Below are 19723 nucleotides of genomic sequence, written 5' to 3' on the forward strand. Positions count from 1 at the left end.
GGGCCGGTTCGCGAACCGGCGTCTCGCCCATTCCCGGAGCAACTCGCGTTCATAGGGAAAGCCGCCCGATTGTGCGGCGCGGGCACCGAGCAGGAAGTTGATATCGCTCACCCGCTCCTCGTTCGACGCTTTGCGCCGACCGCGCCGGTCCGTCAGCGCGTAGCGCAGGCGAAACGAAGGAGGAGTCGCATCGGTGACCACTCGCAGGCCGTAAGGGAAATTGGCACCCGGATTGGGAAACCCCGCTAGGTCCACATCCAAGATTTCGACGACCAGACGCTCGCCGGGGGCGAGGAAGGATGAGGCAGCCTGCTCGATGACTCGGCGCAACTCGGCCAGTGTCGCCTCGGGCTTGAGGCCGGAACTGAACCGGTTGTTGGCGTCGACGTATTTGTCCGGCTCGATGAAGCGGACCTCCACCGATCCGGTGGGGGCGGCGATCGCGGAGCCGGCAAAGCCGACGAGAACGAGGGCTAGTTGCAGGAGCAACGCGCGCAAACCTCAGTACCCCCTCTTCACATCCGCCAGTGCCCGCGTCAGTCCCTCGGCGATCCGCTCACGGACGGGGGGCGATGCATCGCGGGCCACCACCACGTATTCCCGGCGCGAGACCAGCGTCAGGGTCTGGAGGCCGTACTCCTCGTCCTCGACCTTGGTCAGCTTGGTCCACAGGGGATTGAAGCGCCATTCGCGCCGCTCGCCGCGATGGGTCACGCGGGCGAGCATGACCTCGATGGGCGAAATCATCACTTCCTCGAAGGAGCGCCCGCGCCTGATGCTCGTTTTCAGCGCCACGTAGAGGGCGATCATATCGAGGCCGAAAAAGCCCGCCACCGGCCAGAACCCCGCCTGGACACAGGCGATCGACGTCACCAGCGAGACGACGCCGCAGCCGATCATGACGTTCCGAAAGCCATGATAGGTCAGCGATTGATGCGGGCGAATGGTCGCCTGAAAAACCGGTACATCGATCCTGTTCGGGTCGAGCCCGTCGGGATGGGATGGGATCATGTCGCGAACCGTGTTGCCGCTCTCCGTGGGACACATATAACCCACCGATGAAGACCCGACAGTCGAAGCCCCTCAAGAAGTCCGTGACCGCGACGACATCGCCCGCGCCGAAGGCCACACGGGCGGCGACCCTCGCCGCCCCCCTCGTCACCGGGGTGAAGACGGCCCCCTCCCCTGCCGATGCAGAGACGGTCATCGAGATCTTTTCGCGGCTGCGTGCCGCCAACCCGGAGCCGAGGGCGGAACTCGACTATCTCAACCCGTTCACGCTTCTCGTAGCGGTGGTACTGTCGGCCCAGGCCACCGACAAAAGCGTGAACCTCGCCACCGCACCCCTCTTTGCCATTGCCGATACGCCGGCGGCGATGCTGGACTTGGGAGAAGAACGGGTGCGCGGCTTCATCCGCACCATCGGCCTGTTCAACACCAAAGCGAAGAACGTCATCGCGCTGTCCCGCATCCTGCTGGAGCAGCATGGCGGAGAGGTGCCGGCCTCGCGCGAGCATCTCGAGATCCTGCCGGGTGTCGGCACCAAGACCGCGAGCGTGGTCATGAACGTCGCCTTCGGCGTGCCCACCATCGCCGTCGACACCCATATCTTCCGGGTCTCGAACCGCATCCCCCTCGTGGTCGCGGCGACGACGGACAAGGTCCAGGCGGGACTGGAGGCGATCGTGCCGGAGCCGTTCCGCCTGAACGCCCACCATTGGCTGATCCTGTTCGGCCGCTACGTGTGCAAGGCGCGCAAGCCCGAATGCCCGACCTGCCTCATCGCCGATCTCTGCCGCTATCCGGGCAAGACCGTCGCGGCCTGACGGGACGGCGCTTGCCTCGTCATGCGTATCCGACTCGTACCGCAAGGCCGGGCTGCGGGCGGACGCGTTGTACTGCAAACCCGCTTCGGGTAGTTTGCGCCACGGTCGTCGAGGCTTTCGACAAACGATGTGTTCTCGCGGCCCGGTCTCATCGAGGCCGCCACGCCGCGGATTCCGCACATCGACTGTCCGAAGGAGTCACGGCCCATGGACTTCCTCAAACCACGGTATACGCCTATGAACCGCCGCCGTCGCATCTACGAGGGCAAGGCGAAGGTCCTGTACGAGGGACCCGAGCCGGGAACGCTCATCCAGCATTTCAAGGATGATGCCACCGCCTTCAACGCGCAGAAGCACGAGGTCATCGACGGCAAGGGTGTGCTGAACAACCGGATCTCCGAGTTCGTGTTCCAGCACCTCAACGATATCGGCGTGCCGACCCACTTCATCCGCCGCCTCAACATGCGCGAGCAGTTGATCCGCGAAGTCGAGATCATCCCTCTCGAGGTGGTGGTGCGCAACGTCGCCGCCGGCTCGCTCGCCACCCGCCTCGGTCTCGAGGAAGGCACGCAGCTGCCGCGCTCGATCATCGAGTTCTATTACAAGAACGACGCGCTCAACGACCCGATGGTGTCGGAAGAGCACATCACCGCCTTCGGCTGGGCGACGCCCCAGGAGATCGACGACATCATGGCGCTGGCCATCCGCGTCAACGATTTCCTGTCGGGCCTCTTCCTCGGCGTCGGTATCCGTCTCGTGGACTTCAAGATCGAGACCGGCCGCCTCTGGGAAGGCGACCTGATGCGGATCGTCGTGGCCGACGAGATCTCCCCGGATTCCTGCCGCCTGTGGGACATCAAGAGCCAGGACAAGCTCGACAAGGACCGCTTCCGCAAGGATCTTGGCGGCCTGATCGAGGCCTATACGGAAGTGGCCAAGCGTCTCGGCATCATGTCCGAGAACGAGAAGGTCCAGTCCGGCGGCCCGCGTCTGGTTCAGTAAAAGACTTCACCGAGACGACCTAAAAAAGGGGCCCCGCGCGAGCGGAGGCCCCTTTTTCCTGGCGCATCGACGGGAGAGTGCGTGGCGGAGCACTATTGCGACGCCTCGGGTGCCGCCTCTGCGGGGGCGGCGGCACTTGTCGGAGCGGGCTTGCGCTTGCGCTTCGCCGCAGCCTTGCCGGGCGCTCCGTGCAGCGAGACGCCGATCTCGTAGCTCTCGCTCAGGGGGCGCGGCACCACGAGGTTCTCCTCGATCACCGTGAACAGGCCCTGCGCCTCGCCCGGTCCGATCGACACCGACACCTTGCGCGCCCGCGCGACGATGGTCTGGTCCCCGGCCTTGATCGTGAAATAGACCGGGGCCTCGAACCGTCCGGGCCGTCCCTGCGGCCCCAGCAGCACCTGCCCCTCGACGCCGACCTTCACGCTCACCGAGCCATCGGCCAGGCGCACACATTCGCGGGCGAGACGACCGAGAGTGATTTGGCTGCGCAGGCTGGCATTGTCGTCGGCCCGGCCGCCATAGCTGCGCAGGGCGGCGCCGTTCTCCGCGACGTCGACCGTGGGGCAATAGACCTGGCCGAGGTCGGCGGGCTGAGACGGCGGAACCGTGGTCCCGCCGTATTTCAGCATGTTGGTGAACCAGTTTCCGTCCTCGGCCAGGGCCGTCCCGGGCATCGTGGCCGCCAAAGGCAGGAATCCCGCAATCAGGGCGATTCCGACCGTTTTCGCGCGTGTCCGCATCCTCAGATCCCGCTGAACCTCCGGCGCGGGGCGCCGGAACAGGCCTATTTCAAGCTGGCGAACCCGTCGCCGAAGCCCTTCATCGACAGGGGGATGCCGACCCCCTCTTCCGGGGTCTGGAACACGATGAACGTGGCCTGCACCCCGGCGCTGAACTGCTTGATGAGGTTGTCGTCCATGACCACCTCGGCGACGCAGCCCGTGGTGAGGCAACGCACGAACCCGGCCCGGCCGACATCGGTCTTGTCGATCTTCAGGCCGAGCCCGGAGGGCAGCAGCACGCCCAGCGGCGCCACCACGCGCAGCAGGTAGCCGCGATTGTCCGCCGTCTTGAGGACGATGACGACGAGGGTGAGGTTGGGCCGGTCCTCGGCGGCGAGGTACTGGACCAGGGCGCATTGCTCGGCCTTCGCCCCCGCCGGCGTCTCGCAGCGGAGCTGCCAGTCCCCGAAGGTGTTGCGCACCATGCCCTGCGCCTCGGCACGGCCGCCCCCGGCCAGCCCCATGCCGGCGAGTGCGGCCATGCAGATCAGACCGATCCGCGCCGGACGCCCGAGAGAGGTCGCCCGATCCTCGGCGACCCGCCTCGCACGCCCCAGCATTGCTCGAAAACCCACGCGCCGATCCCTCTCGCCTCACCCCTCATGGCTGGGGGGCACCCGATGAAACCCGCGGTGTTCCGACCATGCGCGGCTATTCTGTGTCAAGCGTGACCACTAGTTTACTCTCACGGACTATCGTTACCCAGGATGACGCCCTAGTTCACGGGGCAAAGCCCCAAGCGCCAACGGACCGAGCCCATGCGATTTCCTGCTACCGCCGCGTTCCTGATCCTCGCCGGGATCGCTCCCGCCTCGGCCGAGTCCCTGCCCGTCGACGAGACCACCTATGTGGAGCGGTCGCTCAACCGGGACGGGCCGCTCGTGGTCGAGCACCGCCCGATCCGGCGCATGCCGGGGGGCCGGATCAATTCCAATTCGGCCGAGATCGCCGGCTTCTGCCGCGATGGCGGGTATGTCCGTCGCCTCGACGAGTTCGGCAACCCGACGATCCTGCGTCAGCGCGAAGTCTGCGACAGCGTCGCGCCCCGTACCTTGCGGCCGGGCGATGTGGATGCCCGTCCGACCTGGCCGGTGGAGCAGGTCGAGCGCCGCCGGGTACTACGCGCACGCGGGTAGGTCACGATTGGGCAAGGGTTGGACCCGGCCCCTGCCTCAGCCGTAGCGGTGGAGGCTGGCGCCGTTGCGCTTGAGCCAGCGCTCGGCCTCGTCCACATGCGGGCACAGGGATCCCACCAGCGACCAGAACCGCTGGGAATGGTTCATCTCGCGCAAATGGGCCATCTCGTGGGCCACGAGGTAATCGAGCACCAGGGGCGGCGCCAGGATCAGGCGCCACGAGAAGTTCAACTCGCCACGCGCGGTGCAGGAACCCCAGCGCGAGCGGGTATCGCGGATGGTGATCCGTTTCGGGCCTTGGCCCAACTTCTCCGTATAGACCGACACCGCCTGGGCGAGATCCTTGCGGACCTCCCGCTCCAGGAAATCCCTGACCCGGCGCGGCAGGTGGGGCGCCTCGCACGCCACGGAGAGGACCGGACCACCCTCCTCCTCCGTCACCAGGGTCACGCCGCCGCGCTCGCTCCGGTGGACGATGCGATGGCCGACACCGCGAAGGGGGAGTTCCGCCCCCGCCTCGAACGCCACACGGTCCGGAACCTTGGCGAGCCGCATGGCGATCCAGCCGCCATGGCTGACCGCGAAGGTGCGCGCCACGGCGAGGGACGTCCGGGCTGGCAGGGTCATCACCACCTCGCCGGTGGCGCTCGACACGCGCAGGGTCAGCCTGCGGGCCGCCGGGCGGCGGCGCAGGGAGACGCGGAGCTTAGCGCCCTCGTGGAGGATGTCGATATGGTCGGGATCGGACCCGCGCAGCAGGGCGACTCTCATGGCGTCAGCTTAGCGGCAGCCTCCCGCCGCCGCCATCGGGGCGTGGGTCACGTCCAGAACTTTTGCGGGGGCCGATCCCGCACTACGCCGCCGGTCGTCGCTCCAGAGCCGGCAAGGCCTGCATCTCGCGGATGAAGGAGGCGATCCGCGGGGCGATGACCGTGCGATAGCGTGAGCCGTTGAACACCCCGTAATGGCCGACGCGCTCCTGCAGGTGATAGGCCTTGCGCTCGGGCGGCAGGTTCGGGGTCAGGTCGAGGGAAGCCTTGGTCTGGCCGACACCGGAGATGTCGTCGTTCTCGCCCTCGATGGCGAGGATCGCGCAGGTCCGGATCGCGGTGAGGTCCACCCGCTCGCCGCGATGGAGCATCTCGCCCTTCGGCAGGGCGTGGTCGACGAAGACGGTCTTGATCGTCTGAAGGTAGAATTCAGCCGTCAGGTCCATCACCGCGAGATACTCGTCGTAGAATTCCCGGTGCTTCTCGGCGGAATCGCCGTCGCCGGTGACGAGATGATCGAACATCTCGGTATGGGCGTTGACGTGACGATCGAGGTTCATCGCCATGAATCCGCCGAGCTGGAAGAAGCCCGGATAGACGCTGCGCAGGGCACCGGGATACGCCAGCGGGACCATGGTGATGCAGTTCCGCTCGAACCATGCGGTGCCGCGCTCCTGCGCCAGGCAGTTGACGGCGGTGGGCGAGCGGCGGGTGTCGATGGGGCCGCCCATCAGGGTCATCGAGCGCGGCACCGGCATCGTGCCTTGCGCCTCCATCAACGCCACGGTGGCCAGCACGGGCACCGCCGGCTGGCACACGGCCATGACGTGAAGGTCCGGACCGAGGGCGACGAAGATCTCCTTCAGGTAGTCGATGTAGGTGTCGAGATCGAACCGCCCCTCCGTGATCGGCACGAGGCGCGCATCGGTCCAGTCGGTGATGAAGACCTGATGATTGGGGAGCATCGCCTCCACGGTGCCGCGCAAGAGCGTGGCGTAGTGCCCCGACATCGGCGCCACGATCAGGAGCTTGGGCTGCGGCTCGGAGGGGCCGCGCGCGAAGGAGCGGTCGAAGGTCACGACCCGGCAGAACGGCTTCTCCCACACCACCCGCTCGCTCACGGGCACGCTCGCCCCGTCGATCCAGGTTCCGGTGAGCCCGAAGGCCGGCTTGGCGTAGCGCCGGGTTCCGCGCTCGAACATCTCGCAGGCCGCGGCCATGGACTTCGCATAGGGCGAGTAGGCGAGCGGGTTGGCGGGATTCTGCAGGCTGTGCTTGACCATGTCGGCCGCGAGGCGCGCCGGGGCCGTCATCATGCGACCGAACTCATACCAGGTGTAGGCCAAGCTCATATCCGCCCCTCCCTCGTCGTCCCGCGTATCGATTTCCCGCTCGGCTCGACTGCCCGCGCGACCCGACTACCGGCGCGACCCGGCGCGGTAGAGAACGCCGCGCCTCGCGAAACGTTCGGTTCGGGACATTCGTACAGGTGCGGAGTGCGCAAGGATGGGCGCAATCGGCGGGCGAACCATGGATTCGCAGCTGTCGAGCGCTATCGTTGAGCGGACATGATCGACATGAGCACCAATGGCTTCGTCCGCGATGCCCGGCACCTTCGGCTCGACACCTTCGTGCGCCTGCGCTGGCTCGCGATCACCGGGCAGAGCGCGGCTGTCGTCGGCGCCCAGTTCGGCCTCGGCCTGCCCCTGCCCTTCGGCTGGTGCTTCCTCGTCATCGCGGCGTCCTCCTGGCTGAACCTCGCCCTGCGGATCCGGTTTCCCGCGAGCTACCGCCTGAGCGACGATTCGGCGGCCCTGCTCCTGGCCTTCGATATCATCCAGCTCGCCGCCCTCCTTTTCCTCACCGGCGGCCTGCAGAACCCATTCTCGCTGCTTTTCCTCGCCCCCGTGCTGATCTCGGCCACGGCCCTGCCCCCCGAGCGGACCCTGGCGCTGGGGCTCCTGGCAGTGGGGCTCGCGACCATGCTGGCGCTGATCCACCGGCCGCTGCCGTGGTTCGCGGACGGGCGGCTCGAACTCCCGTTCCTCTACGTCTCGGGAGTGTGGACGGCGATCCTCCTCGGCACCGCCTTCACCGGGGTCTATGCCTGGAAGGTCTCCGAAGAGACCCGGCAGCTCGCCCAGGCGCTGGCGGCCACGGAACTCGTGCTGGCGCGCGAGCAGCACCTCTCGCAGCTCGACGGGTTGGCGGCGGCAGCGGCGCACGAGCTCGGCACGCCTCTCGGCACGATCATGCTCGTCACCAAGGAACTCACGCGCCAGCTCGCCCCCACGGCCTCACCCGCCGTGAAGGACGACCTCGACCTCCTGCGCGACCAAGTCGACCGCTGTCGCGGCATCCTGTCGAAACTGACCTCCCTCGACGGGGACGAAGCCGGCATCCTTCAGACCGTGACCCTGAGCCATCTCGTGGAGGAGCTGGTGGCGCCCCAGCGCGCCATGGGCATCGCGCTCGACGTCACCAGCCGGGGCGACGGAATCGAGCCGGCGTGCCGGCGCAATCCGGGGGTGCTGTTCGGCCTCGCCAACATCGTCGACAACGCCGTGGACTTCGCCACCAGCCGCGTCGTCATCGAAGCGCGCTGGACCGCCGAGCGGGTCTCCCTCGAGATCAGCGACGACGGCCCGGGCTTCTCCAGCGAGATTCTGCTGCGGGCGGGCGAGCCCTACGTCACCACCCGAAGCCCCGACAAAACGCGCGGCGGGAACAGCGTCGGCGCCGGCCTCGGCCTCGGTCTGTTCATCGCAAAGACCCTGATCGAACGCTCCGGCGCGCAGCTTACGCTCTCCAACGTGTCGGGCCACCAAGCAACCGGAGCCGTGGTCCGCGTATCCTGGGCGCGCCACATCTTCGAGCGCGACACGCTTCCCCGGCGCGGCACGGAATTCAACGCCGAGGTGCCCCTGACCGAACGCAGTCCGGCCCCTATATAAGTTGCCAACAACTCGGTTTTGGAAAATGGAGGAGCGTCGGATGCTGACGCAGAGTGTAAGTCCGGGGCTTGCTGCCGATGCGCTGCAGACGTCGGAATCCGATCCGCTGGCGGCTTATGCCGACCGCACCTTGCTGATCGTGGACGACGACAGGCCGTTCTCAACCCGCCTGGCGCGGGCGATGGAAGCCCGCGGCTACGAGGTTCAGGTGGCCGAGAGCGTGGCCGAGGGCGTGTCCCTGGTGGAGAGCCGTGCACCCGCCTTCGCGGTCATCGACATGCGCCTCGGTGACGGCAACGGCCTCGACGTGATCGCGCGGCTGAAGGAGAAGCGGCCCGAGGCCCGGGGCGTCATCCTCACCGGCTACGGCAACATCGCCACCGCCGTCACCGCCGTGAAGCTCGGTGCGTTCGATTACCTCGCCAAGCCCGCCGATGCGGACGAGATCCACGGCACGTTGATGGCGCAGCCGGGCGAGCGGGCCGACCCGCCGGAAAACCCGATGTCGGCTGATCGCGTGCGCTGGGAGCATATCCAGCGGGTGTATGAATTGTGCAGCCGCAACGTCTCGGAGACGGCACGCCGCCTCAACATGCACCGGCGCACGCTCCAGCGTATCCTCGCCAAGCGCGCGCCGCGCTGACCCGTCCCTGACGACGACCCCGGCGCCGCGATGTTGCGCGGGACCGGATCGGCGCTGTAAAGCTCCGGCCGCCCGCCGCAATCGCTGCTCCGGGGTCGACGGAGATGCATCCCCGTGAATACGCGCAACCTGATCACGATCGTCAGCATGATGGTGCTGGTGGGCACCGAAGTCTTCGCCGTCGCCATCGCCGCAGGCTGGGCGCTCGCCGGTCTGTTCGATCTCGGCGACACCGTCGGCCATGTCCTCATGGTCCTGTTCAGTGCGATCGCCGTCTGGATCATGGTCCAGCTCTGGCGCCGTGCGGTGAGCATCGAGCCGATTCGCGCCGCCGCACCGGCCGCCCGTCGCTGATCCACGACATAATCCCGAATCGCTTTTGCGGCTGACGGAGGTGGAACGGGCTGGGAAACATCCCCGCCGCGATGGGGCAGCCGCGTTGCATGGTCGGCATTTCCCGACTATCGCCTGACGGGTCGAGCCACAGCACCGAGTCCGAGACCATGAAAGCCCGCATCATCGTCACCCTGAAGACCGGCGTGCTCGACCCTCAGGGCAAGGCGATCGAATCCGCTCTCTCATCCTTCGGCATCTCCGGCATCGAGGGTGTCCGCCAAGGCAAGGTGTTCGACGTCGAGATCGCCGACGCGGACCCGGCCAGCGCCGAAGCGACGCTGAAGAGCGCCTGCGAGAAGCTGCTCGCGAACACCGTGGTCGAGAACTACGAGATCGAGATCGTCTGATGCGCGCCGCGATCGTCGTCTTCCCCGGCTCCAACCGCGACGGCGACGTCGCCCGCGCCCTGCGCCTCGCCGGCGCGGAGGTGGTCAAGGTGTGGCACACCGAGACGGCGCTGCCGGCCGGCACCGACCTCGCGGTGCTTCCGGGCGGGTTCTCCTACGGAGACTATCTCCGCTGCGGGGCCATCGCCGGACGCGCCGCCGCCATGGATGCCGTCCGCAACCACGCCGCCCGCGGCGGTCTGGTGCTCGGCATCTGCAACGGCTTCCAGATCCTGTGCGAATCCGGCCTCCTGCCGGGCGTGCTGATGCGCAACGTCGACCGGCGCTTCATCTGCCACCGCCAGCTGCTCCGGGTGGAGCGTGCCGATACGCGCTTCACGTCGTCCTATGCCAAAGGCCAGGTGATCGACGTCTGCGTGGCGCATGGCGAGGGCAACTACTTCGCCGATGCCGATACGGTGGCGCGCCTCGAAGGCGACGGCCGCGTGGCCTTCCGTTATTCCGACGCCTCCGGCGACCTGACCGTGGATGCCAACCGGAACGGCTCGCTGAACTCCATCGCCGGCATCTACAGCGAAAACCTCAACGTGCTCGGGATGATGCCGCACCCGGAGAACTTCGTCGAAGGTCTCATCGGCGGGGTCGACGGGCGCGGGTTGTTCGAAAGCCTCGCGGCGTAACGCGTAAAGACCCCCTCTCCCCTTTGCGGGCTACGGCATTCACACGTCTCGCGGGTGGCACGAGTCCCCTCTCCTTCCAGAAGAGGGAGTTCCGTTGCGCCTCAGTCGAACTCTCTCGGATAGAGTAAACACCCGTAGAGAAGCTGGGTGAATCCAGTAGCCTCGCGGGAGAGGAGGCCGGTGCAGCAGACGGGAGAGGGGAAGACCTCTCCGAAGGTGGCGCTCCCCTCATCCGACCCGCTGCCGCGAGCCACCTTCTCTCGCACACGAGAGAAGGACGCGTCGCGCATCAATGCCCGTCGAATTCCATCAGCGTCCGCACCGGCACGTCGAGGTCGCGCAGCTTCTGCGCCCCGCCGATCTCGGGCAGGTCGATGACGAAGCAGGCCGCCACCACCTCGGCGCCGATCTGGCGCAGCAGGTTCACCGCCGCGCAGGCAGTGCCGCCGGTGGCGATGAGGTCGTCCACCAGCAGCACCTTGTCGCCCGGCTTGATGGCGTCCACGTGGATTTCCATCTCGTCGGTGCCGTATTCCAGCGCGTAGGCGATGGAGACGGTCTTGTGGGGCAGCTTGCCCTTCTTGCGGATCGGCACGAAGCCCGAGGAGAGCTGGTGCGCCACCGCGCCGCCGAGGATGAAGCCCCGCGCCTCGATTCCCGCTACCTGATCGATCCGCCCGCCCGCGAAAGGATGGACCAGCGAATCGACTGCACGGCGAAACGCGCGCGGATCGCTCAGGAGCGTGGTGATGTCGCGAAAGACGATACCGGGCTTCGGGTAATCCGGAATCGAGCGGATCGAATCCTTCAGTGCGGAGTGGCGGCGGGCTTCCATACGGGCGGCTTTCGCTAGGATAGGTCAGGATCGGAGCGGGTTGGACCATGCCGAGCCCCAGCTGGAAAGCCGGGGCCTCGGATCTCAGGCGTTGGCGCGACGCAGGAGCTTCACGAGATCGCCGTGCAGGCTCTCGTTGCCAGCCGCCACCGAGCGGGCGGCCAGGGGCTCCGCTCCGCCATCGGCGCTGGTCACGAAGCCGCCGGCCTCGCGGACCAGGATGATGCCGGCCGCGATGTCCCAGGTCTGCAGGTCACGCTCCCAGTAGAGGTCCGAGCGGCCGCAGGCGACGTAGGCGAGATCGAGGGCGGCAGAGCCGAAGCGGCGGGCACCGCCGGTCACCGCCATCACCGCCGCCACCTCGCGCAGGAGCTTCGGGTGGTCGCCGCGCCCGAGATAGGGCGAGCCATAAGCGACGAGAGCGTCGGCGAGATCGGTCCGGCCGGAGACGCGCAGGCGGCGGTTGTTGAGATAGGCGCCCTTGCCGCGCTCGGCCACGAACAGCTCGTCCTTGGCCGGATCGTAGATGACGCCGGCGACGATCTGGCCCTCGCGCTCGAGACCCACCGAGATCGCGAAATGCGGGATGCCGTGGAGGAAGTTGGTGGTGCCGTCGAGGGGGTCGACATGCCAGGTATGGCTCTTGTCCTGCCCTTCGATATTCCCGGATTCCTCGAGGATCAGGCCGTAGCCGGGACGCGCCTTCATCAGGGCGTCGCGCAGCACCTCCTCGGCCTTGCGGTCGGCGGCGGAGACGAAGTTGCCGGGACCTTTACGGGAAACCTGGAGGTTCTCGATCTCGCCATAGTCGCGCTTGAGGCCACGGGCGGCCTTGCGGACGGCGTCGACCATGACGGTCATGAGAGGTGAGCTGATCATCGATGCAAAGGTCCGGGTCGATTCAAAGAACGGTCTTGCGCGGCCATAGCATGTTTGCCGCCCGCCTCACCCCTCGCCGATGCGGGGCAGAGGAGAAACGCGCGCAGGCGCCCATGGATGCCGCATCGTCCGCGGCAAGCCGCGCGCGGGCAGTCGACGATGAGGTCTCCCCATCGTCGACTGGTATCACTCCACCTTCATCCGCGCCTCGGCCAGTCGCTCGGCCCGGCTTCGCTCCTCGGCGGTGAGGCCGGCGAGGGTCTCGTCGAGCTTCGGGTCGGAGCGCCCCTGGGCGGCGGCGGCGAGATTCCAGGCCGCCGCCTCGACAGGGTTCTTCTGCATCCCCCGTCCCAGGGCATAGAGGATGGCGACGCGATTCTGCGCGATGGCGTTGCCGCGCGACGCGGCGTGGAGGAAGTAGCGGGCCGCGCGGGCCTCGTCCTTCTCGACACCGATGCCGTTGAACAGCAGGATCGCGAACTCGACCTCACCGGCGAGATCGCCGTTATCGGCGGCGCGCCGGAACCACTCGGCCGCCTGTTTGGGATCCTTCGGCACCCCCCTCCCCTGGAGGTAGAGCACGCCGAGATCGTGTTGGGCGGGGCCGATCTCACCCTCGGCCGCCTTGCGGAACAACTCGGCCGCCTTGGCTTCGTCCGGCTCGGTTCCCGTGCCGATCAGGATCAGGGCGAGGTTGTAGGCGGCCGTGGTGTCGCCCTTCAGGGATGCCTGTTCGAGCCAGCGGCGCCCGGCTTTCGGGTCCTTCGTGCCGCCGCGGCCATCGATCGACATCAGGCCGAGGGAGGCCATGGCGTGGGTGTCGCCCTGGTTGGCGGCCAGACGGTACCATTCGGCCGCCTTCACCGGGTCCTGCTTGACCCCGAGGCCCTGGTTGTAGAGCTCGCCGAGCAGCGTCATCGCCGCGGCGTCCTTGTTGTCGGCGGCGATCCGCTTCGTCGCCTCGCGGAAGGCGGTGGTATATTGGCCGCGCTGATAGGCGCCGAAGGCGATGTCCGGCTCGGTCTTCGAACGGGGCGGCACCGCGCCGGTCGCGCCGATGGAATACGGCGTCGGGAGTTCCCGCAGCTGCCCCTTCAGCGTCTCCTTGGGGCGAGGCGTCAGCGATTGGGGTCCGGCCGGGTCGGTCGGCATCACCTTCGGCGCTTCGGCGCAGGCAGCGAACGCCAAGCCCTCCGCCAGGGCGAGGGCGAAGGCGGCCCGGCGGACCCGCCTCACGTATCGGCCTCCGACGCCGCGACCAAGGCCTGGATGGCGGCGATATCCGCCCCTTCTCCCATCCACAGGTGGCTTTCCAGCCCGAGGAACTCGGCCCCCGTCGCCAGGAGACCGTCCACCTGGGCCAGATCATGGGCCACGGCGATGCACGGAGTCTCGAAGATTTCGACCCACCATTCCGCGCGCTCGCGAACGGTATCGGCATCGGGCGCGATCCCGTCCGAGTAGATCCCCCCGAACATCACGTAATCGACACCGGCCTCGCCGGCCTCCATCGCCGCGTGCTTCTGCTCATGCCCGCCGGCTCCGAGGATTCGACCGTCGCTGAGGCGTTCGCGCAGATCCTGCAGGGCACCATCCCGCGCCTTGTCGAGATGAACCCCGTCCGCCCCGCCACGCGCGGCCACGCTGACGACGTCGCCGGCGAAATCGGACACGGTGATGACCAGGGCGGCGCCGGTCGATTGCGCGGCCGGAGCGAGCCGCTTGACGAGGTTCACGAGGCTGCGCTCGTCGGCCGGGGCGAGCCGCAGGAGCACCGCCGCCACGTCCCCCGCCGCGCAGGCGGCGGTCAGCGCTTCGGCGAGGGCATCGGCCCGGTCGGAATCCACCCGATGGGGGGACAGGAGTGCGAGGCGGGTGCGGGGTTCGGCCATTCTTGTCGTCCTAACGGCATCATCCCGAGGCGCGGGCTCCGCGTCTCGGGGACAGGCGATGCGAGATCACCGCGTCACGGCATGGTTCCGGATGCGATCCGGTACCACGGAACAGGGTCTCAGGCGGCGCCGATCTTCGGGTCGAGCGAGCCGTTGGCATAGCGCTTGGCCATCTCGGAGACCGAGATCGGGCGGATCTTCGAGCCCTGACCGGCGGTGCCGAATTCCTCGAAACGCTGGCGGCAGAGCTTCGTCATCGCATCCATGGCGGGCTTCAGGTACTTGCGCGGATCGAACTCGGCCGGGTTCTCGGTGAGAACCTTCCGGATCTGGCCAGTCATGGCCATGCGGTTGTCGGTGTCGATGTTGATCTTGCGCACGCCGTGCTTGATGCCGCGCTGGATCTCGGCCACCGGCACGCCCCAGGTGGGCTTCATCTGGCCGCCGTAGGAATTGATGATGTCCTGCAGATCCTGCGGCACCGAGGAAGAGCCGTGCATGACGAGGTGAGTCGTCGGCAGGCGGCGGTGGATCTCTTCGATCACGTTCATGGCCAGCACGTCGCCGTCGGGCTGGCGGGTGAACTTGTAGGCGCCGTGGCTGGTGCCCATGGCGACGGCGAGCGCGTCGACCTTGGTGGCGGTGACGAACTTCACCGCCTCTTCCGGGTCGGTGAGGAGCTGGTCGTGGCTCAGCACGCCCTCGGCGCCGTGGCCGTCCTCGGCCTCGCCCTGGCCGCTCTCCAACGAGCCGAGCACGCCGAGCTCGCCCTCCACCGAGACGCCGGCCCAATGGGCCATGCGGGTGACGTTGCCGGTGATCTCGACATTGTAGGCGTAGTCGGCGGGGGTCTTGCCGTCGGCCTTGAGCGAACCGTCCATCATCACCGAGGTGAAGCCGTACTGGATCGCCGTGGCGCAGGTGGCTTCGTTGTTGCCGTGGTCGAGATGCATGCAGACCGGGATGTGGGGGTAGATCTCCACGAGCCCGTCGATGAGCTTGGCCAGCACCACGTCGTTGGCATAGGCGCGCGCGCCCTTGCTCGCCTGAAGGATCACCGGCGAATCGGTGGCATCCGCCGCCGCCATGATGGCAAGGCCCTGTTCCATGTTATTCAGGTTGAAGGCCGGAACGCCGTATTCGTATTCGGCGGCGTGATCCAGGAGCTGCCTCAGGGTGATACGTGCCATTGGTGTCTCCTAAAAACGATGGGGCCGACCCGTGGGCCGCCATCCGCTGAAATTCGTCTGCCTTGTCGGACCTTACTGGGTCCTTCGCAACTCCATCGCGAAGACTTCGGTGACAGAACGCTGTGTCGTCTTCCCAGATCCCAGCCAAACACCTCATCCCGATGTGCCCAAGCGCAGCGAAGGCGTCGAAGGAGCCCTCCAGTTCGCGCGGAGGATGCCGGAGCCCTCCTTCGAGGCCCGCTGCATCAGGCGCCTCAGGATGAGATGACGGGACCTGGGATGGAACCGGTCACCCCTTGTCGCGCAGGGCCTCGACGCCGGGCAGGACCTTGCCTTCCAGCCATTCGAGGAACGCGCCGCCGGCGGTGGATACGTAGGAGAAATCGTCGGCGACGCCGGCATGGTTGAGGGCGGCCACCGTGTCGCCGCCACCCGCCACCGAGACGAGCTTGCCGGCCATGGTGCGTTCGGCCGCGTGACGCGCAGCCGCCACCGTGGCGGCGTCGAAGGGGGTCAGCTCGAAGGCGCCGAGCGGACCGTTCCAGACCAGGGTGGCGGCCTCGTCGATGGCGGCGTCGATCTCGGCCACCGAGGCCGGGCCGGCATCGAGGATCATGCCGGTCTCCGACACGGCGTCGACGCCCACGGTCTCATGTGCCGCGTTGGCCTTGAACTCGGCGGCGACCACGGCGTCCACGGGCAGGATGATGCGGCACTTGGCGGACGCGGCGGCGTCGAGGATGCGGAGCGCCGTCTCGGCGAGATCCTTTTCGCACAGGGACTTGCCGACGGCTTTCCCTTGAGCGTGCAGGAAGGTGTTGGCCATGCCGCCGCCGATGACGAGCATGTCCACCTTGGCGACGAGGTTCTGCAGGAGGTCGATCTTCGAGGAGACCTTGGCGCCGCCGACCAATGCGATGACCGGGCGGCTCGGCGCCTCCAGCCCCTTGGTGAGCGCGTCGAGCTCCGCCTGCATCAGCCGGCCGGCATAGGCCGGCAGCACATGGGCGAGGCCCTCGGTCGAGGCATGGGCGCGGTGGGCGGCCGAGAAAGCCTCGTTGACGAAGACATCGCCGTTGGCGGCGAGCGCCGCTACGAAACCGGTCTCGTTTGTCTCTTCGCCGGAGTGGAAGCGGGTGTTCTCCAAGAGGAGAACGTCGCCGTCCTTCAGCGCCGAGATAGCCGAGGACGCGGCCTCGCCGATGCAATCCTCGGCGAAGGCGACCGGGCGGCCGAGACGGTCGGACAGGGCGGAGACCACCTGCTTGAGCGAATCGGCCACCACCGGCTTGCCCTTGGGGCGGCCGAAATGCGCCAGCAGCACCACACGCCCGCCGCCATCGGCGATCTCGCGGATCGTCGGGACGATCCTCTCGATACGGGTAGCGTCGGTGACGCGCGCCCCCTCCATCGGCACGTTCAGGTCGACGCGGAGAAGCACGCGCTTGCCCTGGAGGGAGCCGGCATCGTCGAGGGTGCGGAAAGCGGTCATCCTGGCCTTCAGTGTCGTCGAGAGAAATGTCAGCGCGGGGTGATGAGCCCGTCGAGATGGAAGCGCTGGGCGGCGATGGTCAGCACCACGGTGAGCACGGCGGTGATGATCGCCGTCAGCACCAGGGCCCCGGAACCGGGCAGCCGGCGCGTGCGGTCGGCGACGGCGCGGACTTCGCTGCGCAGGGCGGCGAGGTCGGACTGGCGCGCTGCCTCGCTCATGCGCGTGGTCGCCCCCTCGATCTTCTCCTCGACGCGGGAGAGCAGTGCCTCGGAGCGGGCGTACTTGTCCTCGATCCGCGCACACTTGTCCTCGATGCGGGCGAGTTGGTCGCTGCCGGGCGAGGATGGGGCGGGCGCGGATTGAGCCAGGGGCTCGGCCTTGCCGACCACGAGCGGCGGCGTCGCCTGCTGGTTGGCGATCGCCTGGGTCTCGGGCACCGGCGACGGCGCCACACCCGCGAGCGCGGTGCTCTCGGAAGTCATATTATGGGAAGTCTTGCTCTCGGAAGTCTTGGCGCCCGGGATGAAGCTGGTTCCGGTCGACGGGGTCGGCGAAGGCTCGGTCATGTCGGACGCACCAGTGCTGGTCGATCAAAGGGTGTCGTTCACGAGGCATCCCGGGCGGCCAACGGGCCGCCCGGAAGCGCTGCTCTCAGAGCAGCTTTCCCATCGCCACGGCGGTGTCCGCCATGCGGTTCGAGAAGCCCCACTCGTTGTCGTACCAGGAGAGGATACGCACGAACGTGCCGTCCATCACCTTGGTCTGGTCGAGGTGGAAGGTGGACGAATGAGGATCGTGGTTGAAGTCGATGGAGACGTTGGGCTGGTCGGTATAGGCCAGCACGCCCTTCAGCGGACCGTCGGCCGCGGCGCGGATCGCGTTGTTGATCTCCTCGACGGAGGTCTGGCGCTTGGCGGTGAACACGAGGTCGACGGCCGAAACGTTGGGGGTCGGCACGCGGATCGAGGTTCCGTCGAGCTTGCCCTTCAACGCCGGCAGGACGAGGCCGACGGCCTTGGCCGCGCCCGTGGAGGTCGGGATCATCGACAGGGCGGCGGCACGGGCCCGGTAGAGGTCCTTGTGCATCTGGTCGAGGGACGGCTGGTCGTTGGTGTAGGAATGGATCGTCGTCATGAAGCCGCGCTCGATCCCGACGAGATCGTTGAGCACCTTGGCCACCGGCACGAGGCAGTTGGTGGTGCAGGACGCGTTCGAGATCACGAGGTGATCGGCGGTCAGCTGATCGTGGTTGACGCCGTAGACCACGGTAAGGTCGGCGCCGTCGGCGGGGGCCGAGACGATGACGCGCTTGGCGCCGGCGTCGAGATGGGCCTTGGCCTTGTCCTTCGAGGTGAAGATGCCGGTGCATTCCAGGGCGATGTCGACGCCGAGTTCGCGGTGCGGAAGCTCGGCCGGGTTGCGCACGGCGGTGACCTTGATGCGCTGACCGTCGACGACGATGAAGTCGCCGTCCACTTCGACCTTGGCGTTGAAGCGGCCGTGGATCGAATCGAAGCGCAGCAGGTGGGCATTGGTCTCGACGGGGCCGAGATCGTTGATCGCGACGACCTCGATATCCTTGCGGCCCGACTCGTGGATGGCGCGCAGGATGTTGCGGCCGATGCGTCCGAACCCGTTGATGGCAACCTTCACCGACACGGCGTGAATCCTTCTATGTACCGGGCGCCGACCTCGCGGAACCCGTAAGCAGCAAGAGCGAGACAGCGGGCCGGAGGGGCGGAGCCGCCATTCGGCGTCGCTGTGTCATGTACACCGTTGAACGTCAGATGAACCGATTGGCCCATCCTCGGACCCTCATGCGTCCGCGAAAGGACCGATGCGGGATCGATGGCCGAACGGGTCACGGGCTCGAATTTCCAATCCGGCGGTCGGTTCGAGGGGCGCGCGGTCTCTAACATGGGGGAAACCGCTGGCAAAGGTTTTGCCCGATCGATTCGTTTTCCTTCCCCGCATATGATGGCAAAGCGTCGATTTCGCGCGCGGATCGACAGAGGTTTGGCTACAAATCCGCGTTTCCGAAACAGATGCGCCAGCTCCTTCATGATCCGGCGGAAGGTAGAACGATGAGCCAGACGCCAGACCGGCCGAACGTGGACCATGCCCTTGCTCGGCTCGATACGGTACTGACCCGCCTCGAGGCCTCGGTGGCCCATCGCCTTGAGGCCGAGCGCGAACCGGGCGACCTGGAAACGGAGCTCGCGATCATGGCGGAGGATCGCGCGCGCCTCGCGGCGGAACTCGACGCCGCCAGCGCGCGCCTCGCCACGGTGGAGGCGACCACGAGCGATGTCGGCCACCGCCTGGGGCGGGCGATCGAAGCGGTGGAGGGCGTGCTGGCCCGCCCCCGCGTCGCACGCTAGTCTGCCACCTCTCACACCAGCCCTGTCGGACATGCCCCAGATCAGCGTCACCATCGACGGCAAGAGCTACCGGATGGCCTGCGCCGAAGGCGAGGAGGCGCATCTCTCGGCTCTGGCTGCGGAACTCGACACCCGCGTCACCGACATGAGGAAATCCTTCGGCGAGATCGGCGACATGCGTCTGCATGTGATGGCTGCCCTCACCCAGGCGGACGAACTCGCGGAGCTCAAGCGTCGCCTGGCGGATCTCGAGGCCGAAACGGTCACGCTCCGGGAGCGCGTCGAGACCGCGGACTCCCTCCGCGCCAACGAGGAGGCCCGTATCGCCGAAGGGCTCGGCCGGGCGGCGGACAGGATCGAGCGGCTAGCGTATGCGCTGGCGGCGGGATGAGCGTCCCGCGCACGATTGCCCGCCCCACCCCCTGGCGCGAAACGCCCGCCGACGCTACATGAGTCGAGCGGTGCTGCGGGGTTCGTCAGGAGTACTTTTCCCCGGGGCCTTATCGACTCCC

The 19723-nt window shown here is 67.5% G+C and carries 24 protein-coding genes; 10 read left to right on the plus strand and 14 right to left on the minus strand.

What is annotated here, in order from left to right; all coding sequences use genetic code 11:
* Both MBTS_RS05355 and MBTS_RS05360 read right to left on the minus strand, forming a co-directional pair.
* The coding region (locus MBTS_RS05355; protein WP_147829975.1) for a DUF3016 domain-containing protein at positions 1–489 on the minus strand (489 nt) is incomplete at its 3' end.
* A gap of 12 nt (positions 490–501) precedes the next feature.
* Positions 502–1011 (minus strand): DUF2244 domain-containing protein, encoded by a 510-nt coding sequence (locus MBTS_RS05360; RefSeq protein ID WP_192215224.1) that lies wholly within the window; start codon positions 1009–1011, stop codon positions 502–504.
* A 47-nt stretch (positions 1012–1058) separates the two neighbouring features.
* Here MBTS_RS05360 and nth point away from each other — a divergent pair, with 47 nt between their 5' ends.
* Positions 1059–1826: an endonuclease III gene (gene nth / locus MBTS_RS05365; protein WP_210322675.1), complete on the plus strand. Its 768-nt coding sequence runs from the start codon at positions 1059–1061 to the stop codon at positions 1824–1826.
* Between the two features lie 207 nt (positions 1827–2033).
* A complete protein-coding gene (gene purC / locus MBTS_RS05370) occupies positions 2034–2828 on the plus strand; it encodes a phosphoribosylaminoimidazolesuccinocarboxamide synthase (RefSeq protein ID WP_026175628.1) in 795 nt (264 codons plus the stop codon).
* Between the two features lie 92 nt (positions 2829–2920).
* Here the strand turns inward: purC and MBTS_RS05375 are convergent, their stop codons facing one another.
* Both MBTS_RS05375 and MBTS_RS05380 read right to left on the minus strand, forming a co-directional pair.
* Complete coding sequence (locus MBTS_RS05375; protein ID WP_192215225.1) at positions 2921–3571, minus strand: hypothetical protein; 651 nt, start codon at positions 3569–3571, stop codon at positions 2921–2923.
* 44 nt (positions 3572–3615) lie between these two features.
* Positions 3616–4095 carry an invasion associated locus B family protein gene (locus MBTS_RS05380; protein WP_043764423.1) on the minus strand — a complete coding sequence of 160 codons (480 nt, stop codon included), beginning with the start codon at positions 4093–4095 and terminating at the stop codon, positions 3616–3618.
* A 276-nt stretch (positions 4096–4371) separates the two neighbouring features.
* On the opposite strand from MBTS_RS05380, the gene MBTS_RS05385 reads away from it, so the two are divergent.
* Entirely contained in the window at positions 4372–4749 is a 378-nt protein-coding gene (locus MBTS_RS05385; RefSeq protein ID WP_018042061.1) for a hypothetical protein, read from the plus strand.
* A 36-nt stretch (positions 4750–4785) separates the two neighbouring features.
* Here the strand turns inward: MBTS_RS05385 and MBTS_RS05390 are convergent, their stop codons facing one another.
* Together MBTS_RS05390 and MBTS_RS05395 are read right to left on the minus strand one after the other, a co-directional pair.
* Complete coding sequence (locus MBTS_RS05390; RefSeq protein ID WP_018042060.1) at positions 4786–5520, minus strand: M48 family metallopeptidase; 735 nt, start codon at positions 5518–5520, stop codon at positions 4786–4788.
* A gap of 82 nt (positions 5521–5602) precedes the next feature.
* Positions 5603–6871: a polyhydroxyalkanoate depolymerase gene (locus tag MBTS_RS05395; RefSeq protein ID WP_056161120.1), complete on the minus strand. Its 1269-nt coding sequence runs from the start codon at positions 6869–6871 to the stop codon at positions 5603–5605.
* 216 nt (positions 6872–7087) lie between these two features.
* On the opposite strand from MBTS_RS05395, the gene MBTS_RS05400 reads away from it, so the two are divergent.
* From MBTS_RS05400 to purQ, 5 genes are all read left to right on the plus strand, one after another.
* Positions 7088–8473, plus strand: a complete 1386-nt coding sequence (locus MBTS_RS05400; RefSeq protein WP_056147209.1) for an ActS/PrrB/RegB family redox-sensitive histidine kinase — start codon at positions 7088–7090, stop codon at positions 8471–8473.
* A 40-nt stretch (positions 8474–8513) separates the two neighbouring features.
* Positions 8514–9116: an ActR/PrrA/RegA family redox response regulator transcription factor gene (locus MBTS_RS05405; protein ID WP_056147213.1), complete on the plus strand. Its 603-nt coding sequence runs from the start codon at positions 8514–8516 to the stop codon at positions 9114–9116.
* 114 nt (positions 9117–9230) lie between these two features.
* Positions 9231–9470: a hypothetical protein gene (locus tag MBTS_RS05410; RefSeq protein ID WP_056147217.1), complete on the plus strand. Its 240-nt coding sequence runs from the start codon at positions 9231–9233 to the stop codon at positions 9468–9470.
* 149 nt (positions 9471–9619) lie between these two features.
* Positions 9620–9859, plus strand: a complete 240-nt coding sequence (gene purS / locus MBTS_RS05415; protein ID WP_147829969.1) for a phosphoribosylformylglycinamidine synthase subunit PurS — start codon at positions 9620–9622, stop codon at positions 9857–9859.
* Positions 9859–10539: a phosphoribosylformylglycinamidine synthase subunit PurQ gene (purQ, locus tag MBTS_RS05420; protein WP_147829967.1), complete on the plus strand. Its 681-nt coding sequence runs from the start codon at positions 9859–9861 to the stop codon at positions 10537–10539. The genes purS and purQ overlap by 1 nt, the downstream gene beginning before the upstream one ends.
* Positions 10540–10828: 289 nt before the next feature.
* Here the strand turns inward: purQ and MBTS_RS05425 are convergent, their stop codons facing one another.
* The 8 genes from MBTS_RS05425 to gap all read right to left on the minus strand — a co-directional run bounded on the left by MBTS_RS05425 (position 10829) and on the right by gap (position 18489).
* Positions 10829–11374 carry an adenine phosphoribosyltransferase gene (locus tag MBTS_RS05425; RefSeq protein ID WP_027170828.1) on the minus strand — a complete coding sequence of 182 codons (546 nt, stop codon included), beginning with the start codon at positions 11372–11374 and terminating at the stop codon, positions 10829–10831.
* A gap of 84 nt (positions 11375–11458) precedes the next feature.
* Positions 11459–12253, minus strand: coding sequence for an inositol monophosphatase family protein (locus MBTS_RS05430; protein WP_026175625.1), 795 nt, complete (start codon positions 12251–12253; stop codon positions 11459–11461).
* A gap of 186 nt (positions 12254–12439) precedes the next feature.
* Positions 12440–13489, minus strand: a complete 1050-nt coding sequence (locus tag MBTS_RS05435) for a tetratricopeptide repeat protein (RefSeq protein WP_238253770.1) — start codon at positions 13487–13489, stop codon at positions 12440–12442.
* The gene (locus MBTS_RS05440) at positions 13486–14145 is read right to left on the minus strand and encodes a thiamine phosphate synthase (protein ID WP_018042050.1); all 660 of its coding nucleotides are present in this window, start codon (positions 14143–14145) and stop codon (positions 13486–13488) included. The genes MBTS_RS05435 and MBTS_RS05440 overlap by 4 nt, the downstream gene beginning before the upstream one ends.
* A gap of 119 nt (positions 14146–14264) precedes the next feature.
* Entirely contained in the window at positions 14265–15335 is a 1071-nt protein-coding gene (fba, locus tag MBTS_RS05445; RefSeq protein ID WP_018042049.1) for a class II fructose-bisphosphate aldolase, read from the minus strand.
* Between the two features lie 289 nt (positions 15336–15624).
* Positions 15625–16827 (minus strand): phosphoglycerate kinase, encoded by a 1203-nt coding sequence (locus MBTS_RS05450; protein WP_192215226.1) that lies wholly within the window; start codon positions 16825–16827, stop codon positions 15625–15627.
* Positions 16828–16856: 29 nt separating this feature from the next.
* Positions 16857–17396, minus strand: coding sequence for a hypothetical protein (locus tag MBTS_RS05455; RefSeq protein WP_082473246.1), 540 nt, complete (start codon positions 17394–17396; stop codon positions 16857–16859).
* Positions 17397–17481: 85 nt separating this feature from the next.
* Positions 17482–18489: a type I glyceraldehyde-3-phosphate dehydrogenase gene (gene gap, locus MBTS_RS05460; RefSeq protein WP_147829963.1), complete on the minus strand. Its 1008-nt coding sequence runs from the start codon at positions 18487–18489 to the stop codon at positions 17482–17484.
* Between the two features lie 425 nt (positions 18490–18914).
* On the opposite strand from gap, the gene MBTS_RS05465 reads away from it, so the two are divergent.
* Positions 18915–19211 carry a DUF4164 domain-containing protein gene (locus tag MBTS_RS05465; RefSeq protein ID WP_018042045.1) on the plus strand — a complete coding sequence of 99 codons (297 nt, stop codon included), beginning with the start codon at positions 18915–18917 and terminating at the stop codon, positions 19209–19211.
* A gap of 31 nt (positions 19212–19242) precedes the next feature.
* Positions 19243–19602: a cell division protein ZapA gene (locus MBTS_RS05470; protein WP_147829961.1), complete on the plus strand. Its 360-nt coding sequence runs from the start codon at positions 19243–19245 to the stop codon at positions 19600–19602.
* Positions 19603–19723: the final 121 nt, after the last annotated feature.

Source organism: Methylobacterium bullatum (assembly GCF_014845095.1).
GTDB classification, from domain to species: domain Bacteria; phylum Pseudomonadota; class Alphaproteobacteria; order Rhizobiales; family Beijerinckiaceae; genus Methylobacterium; species Methylobacterium bullatum.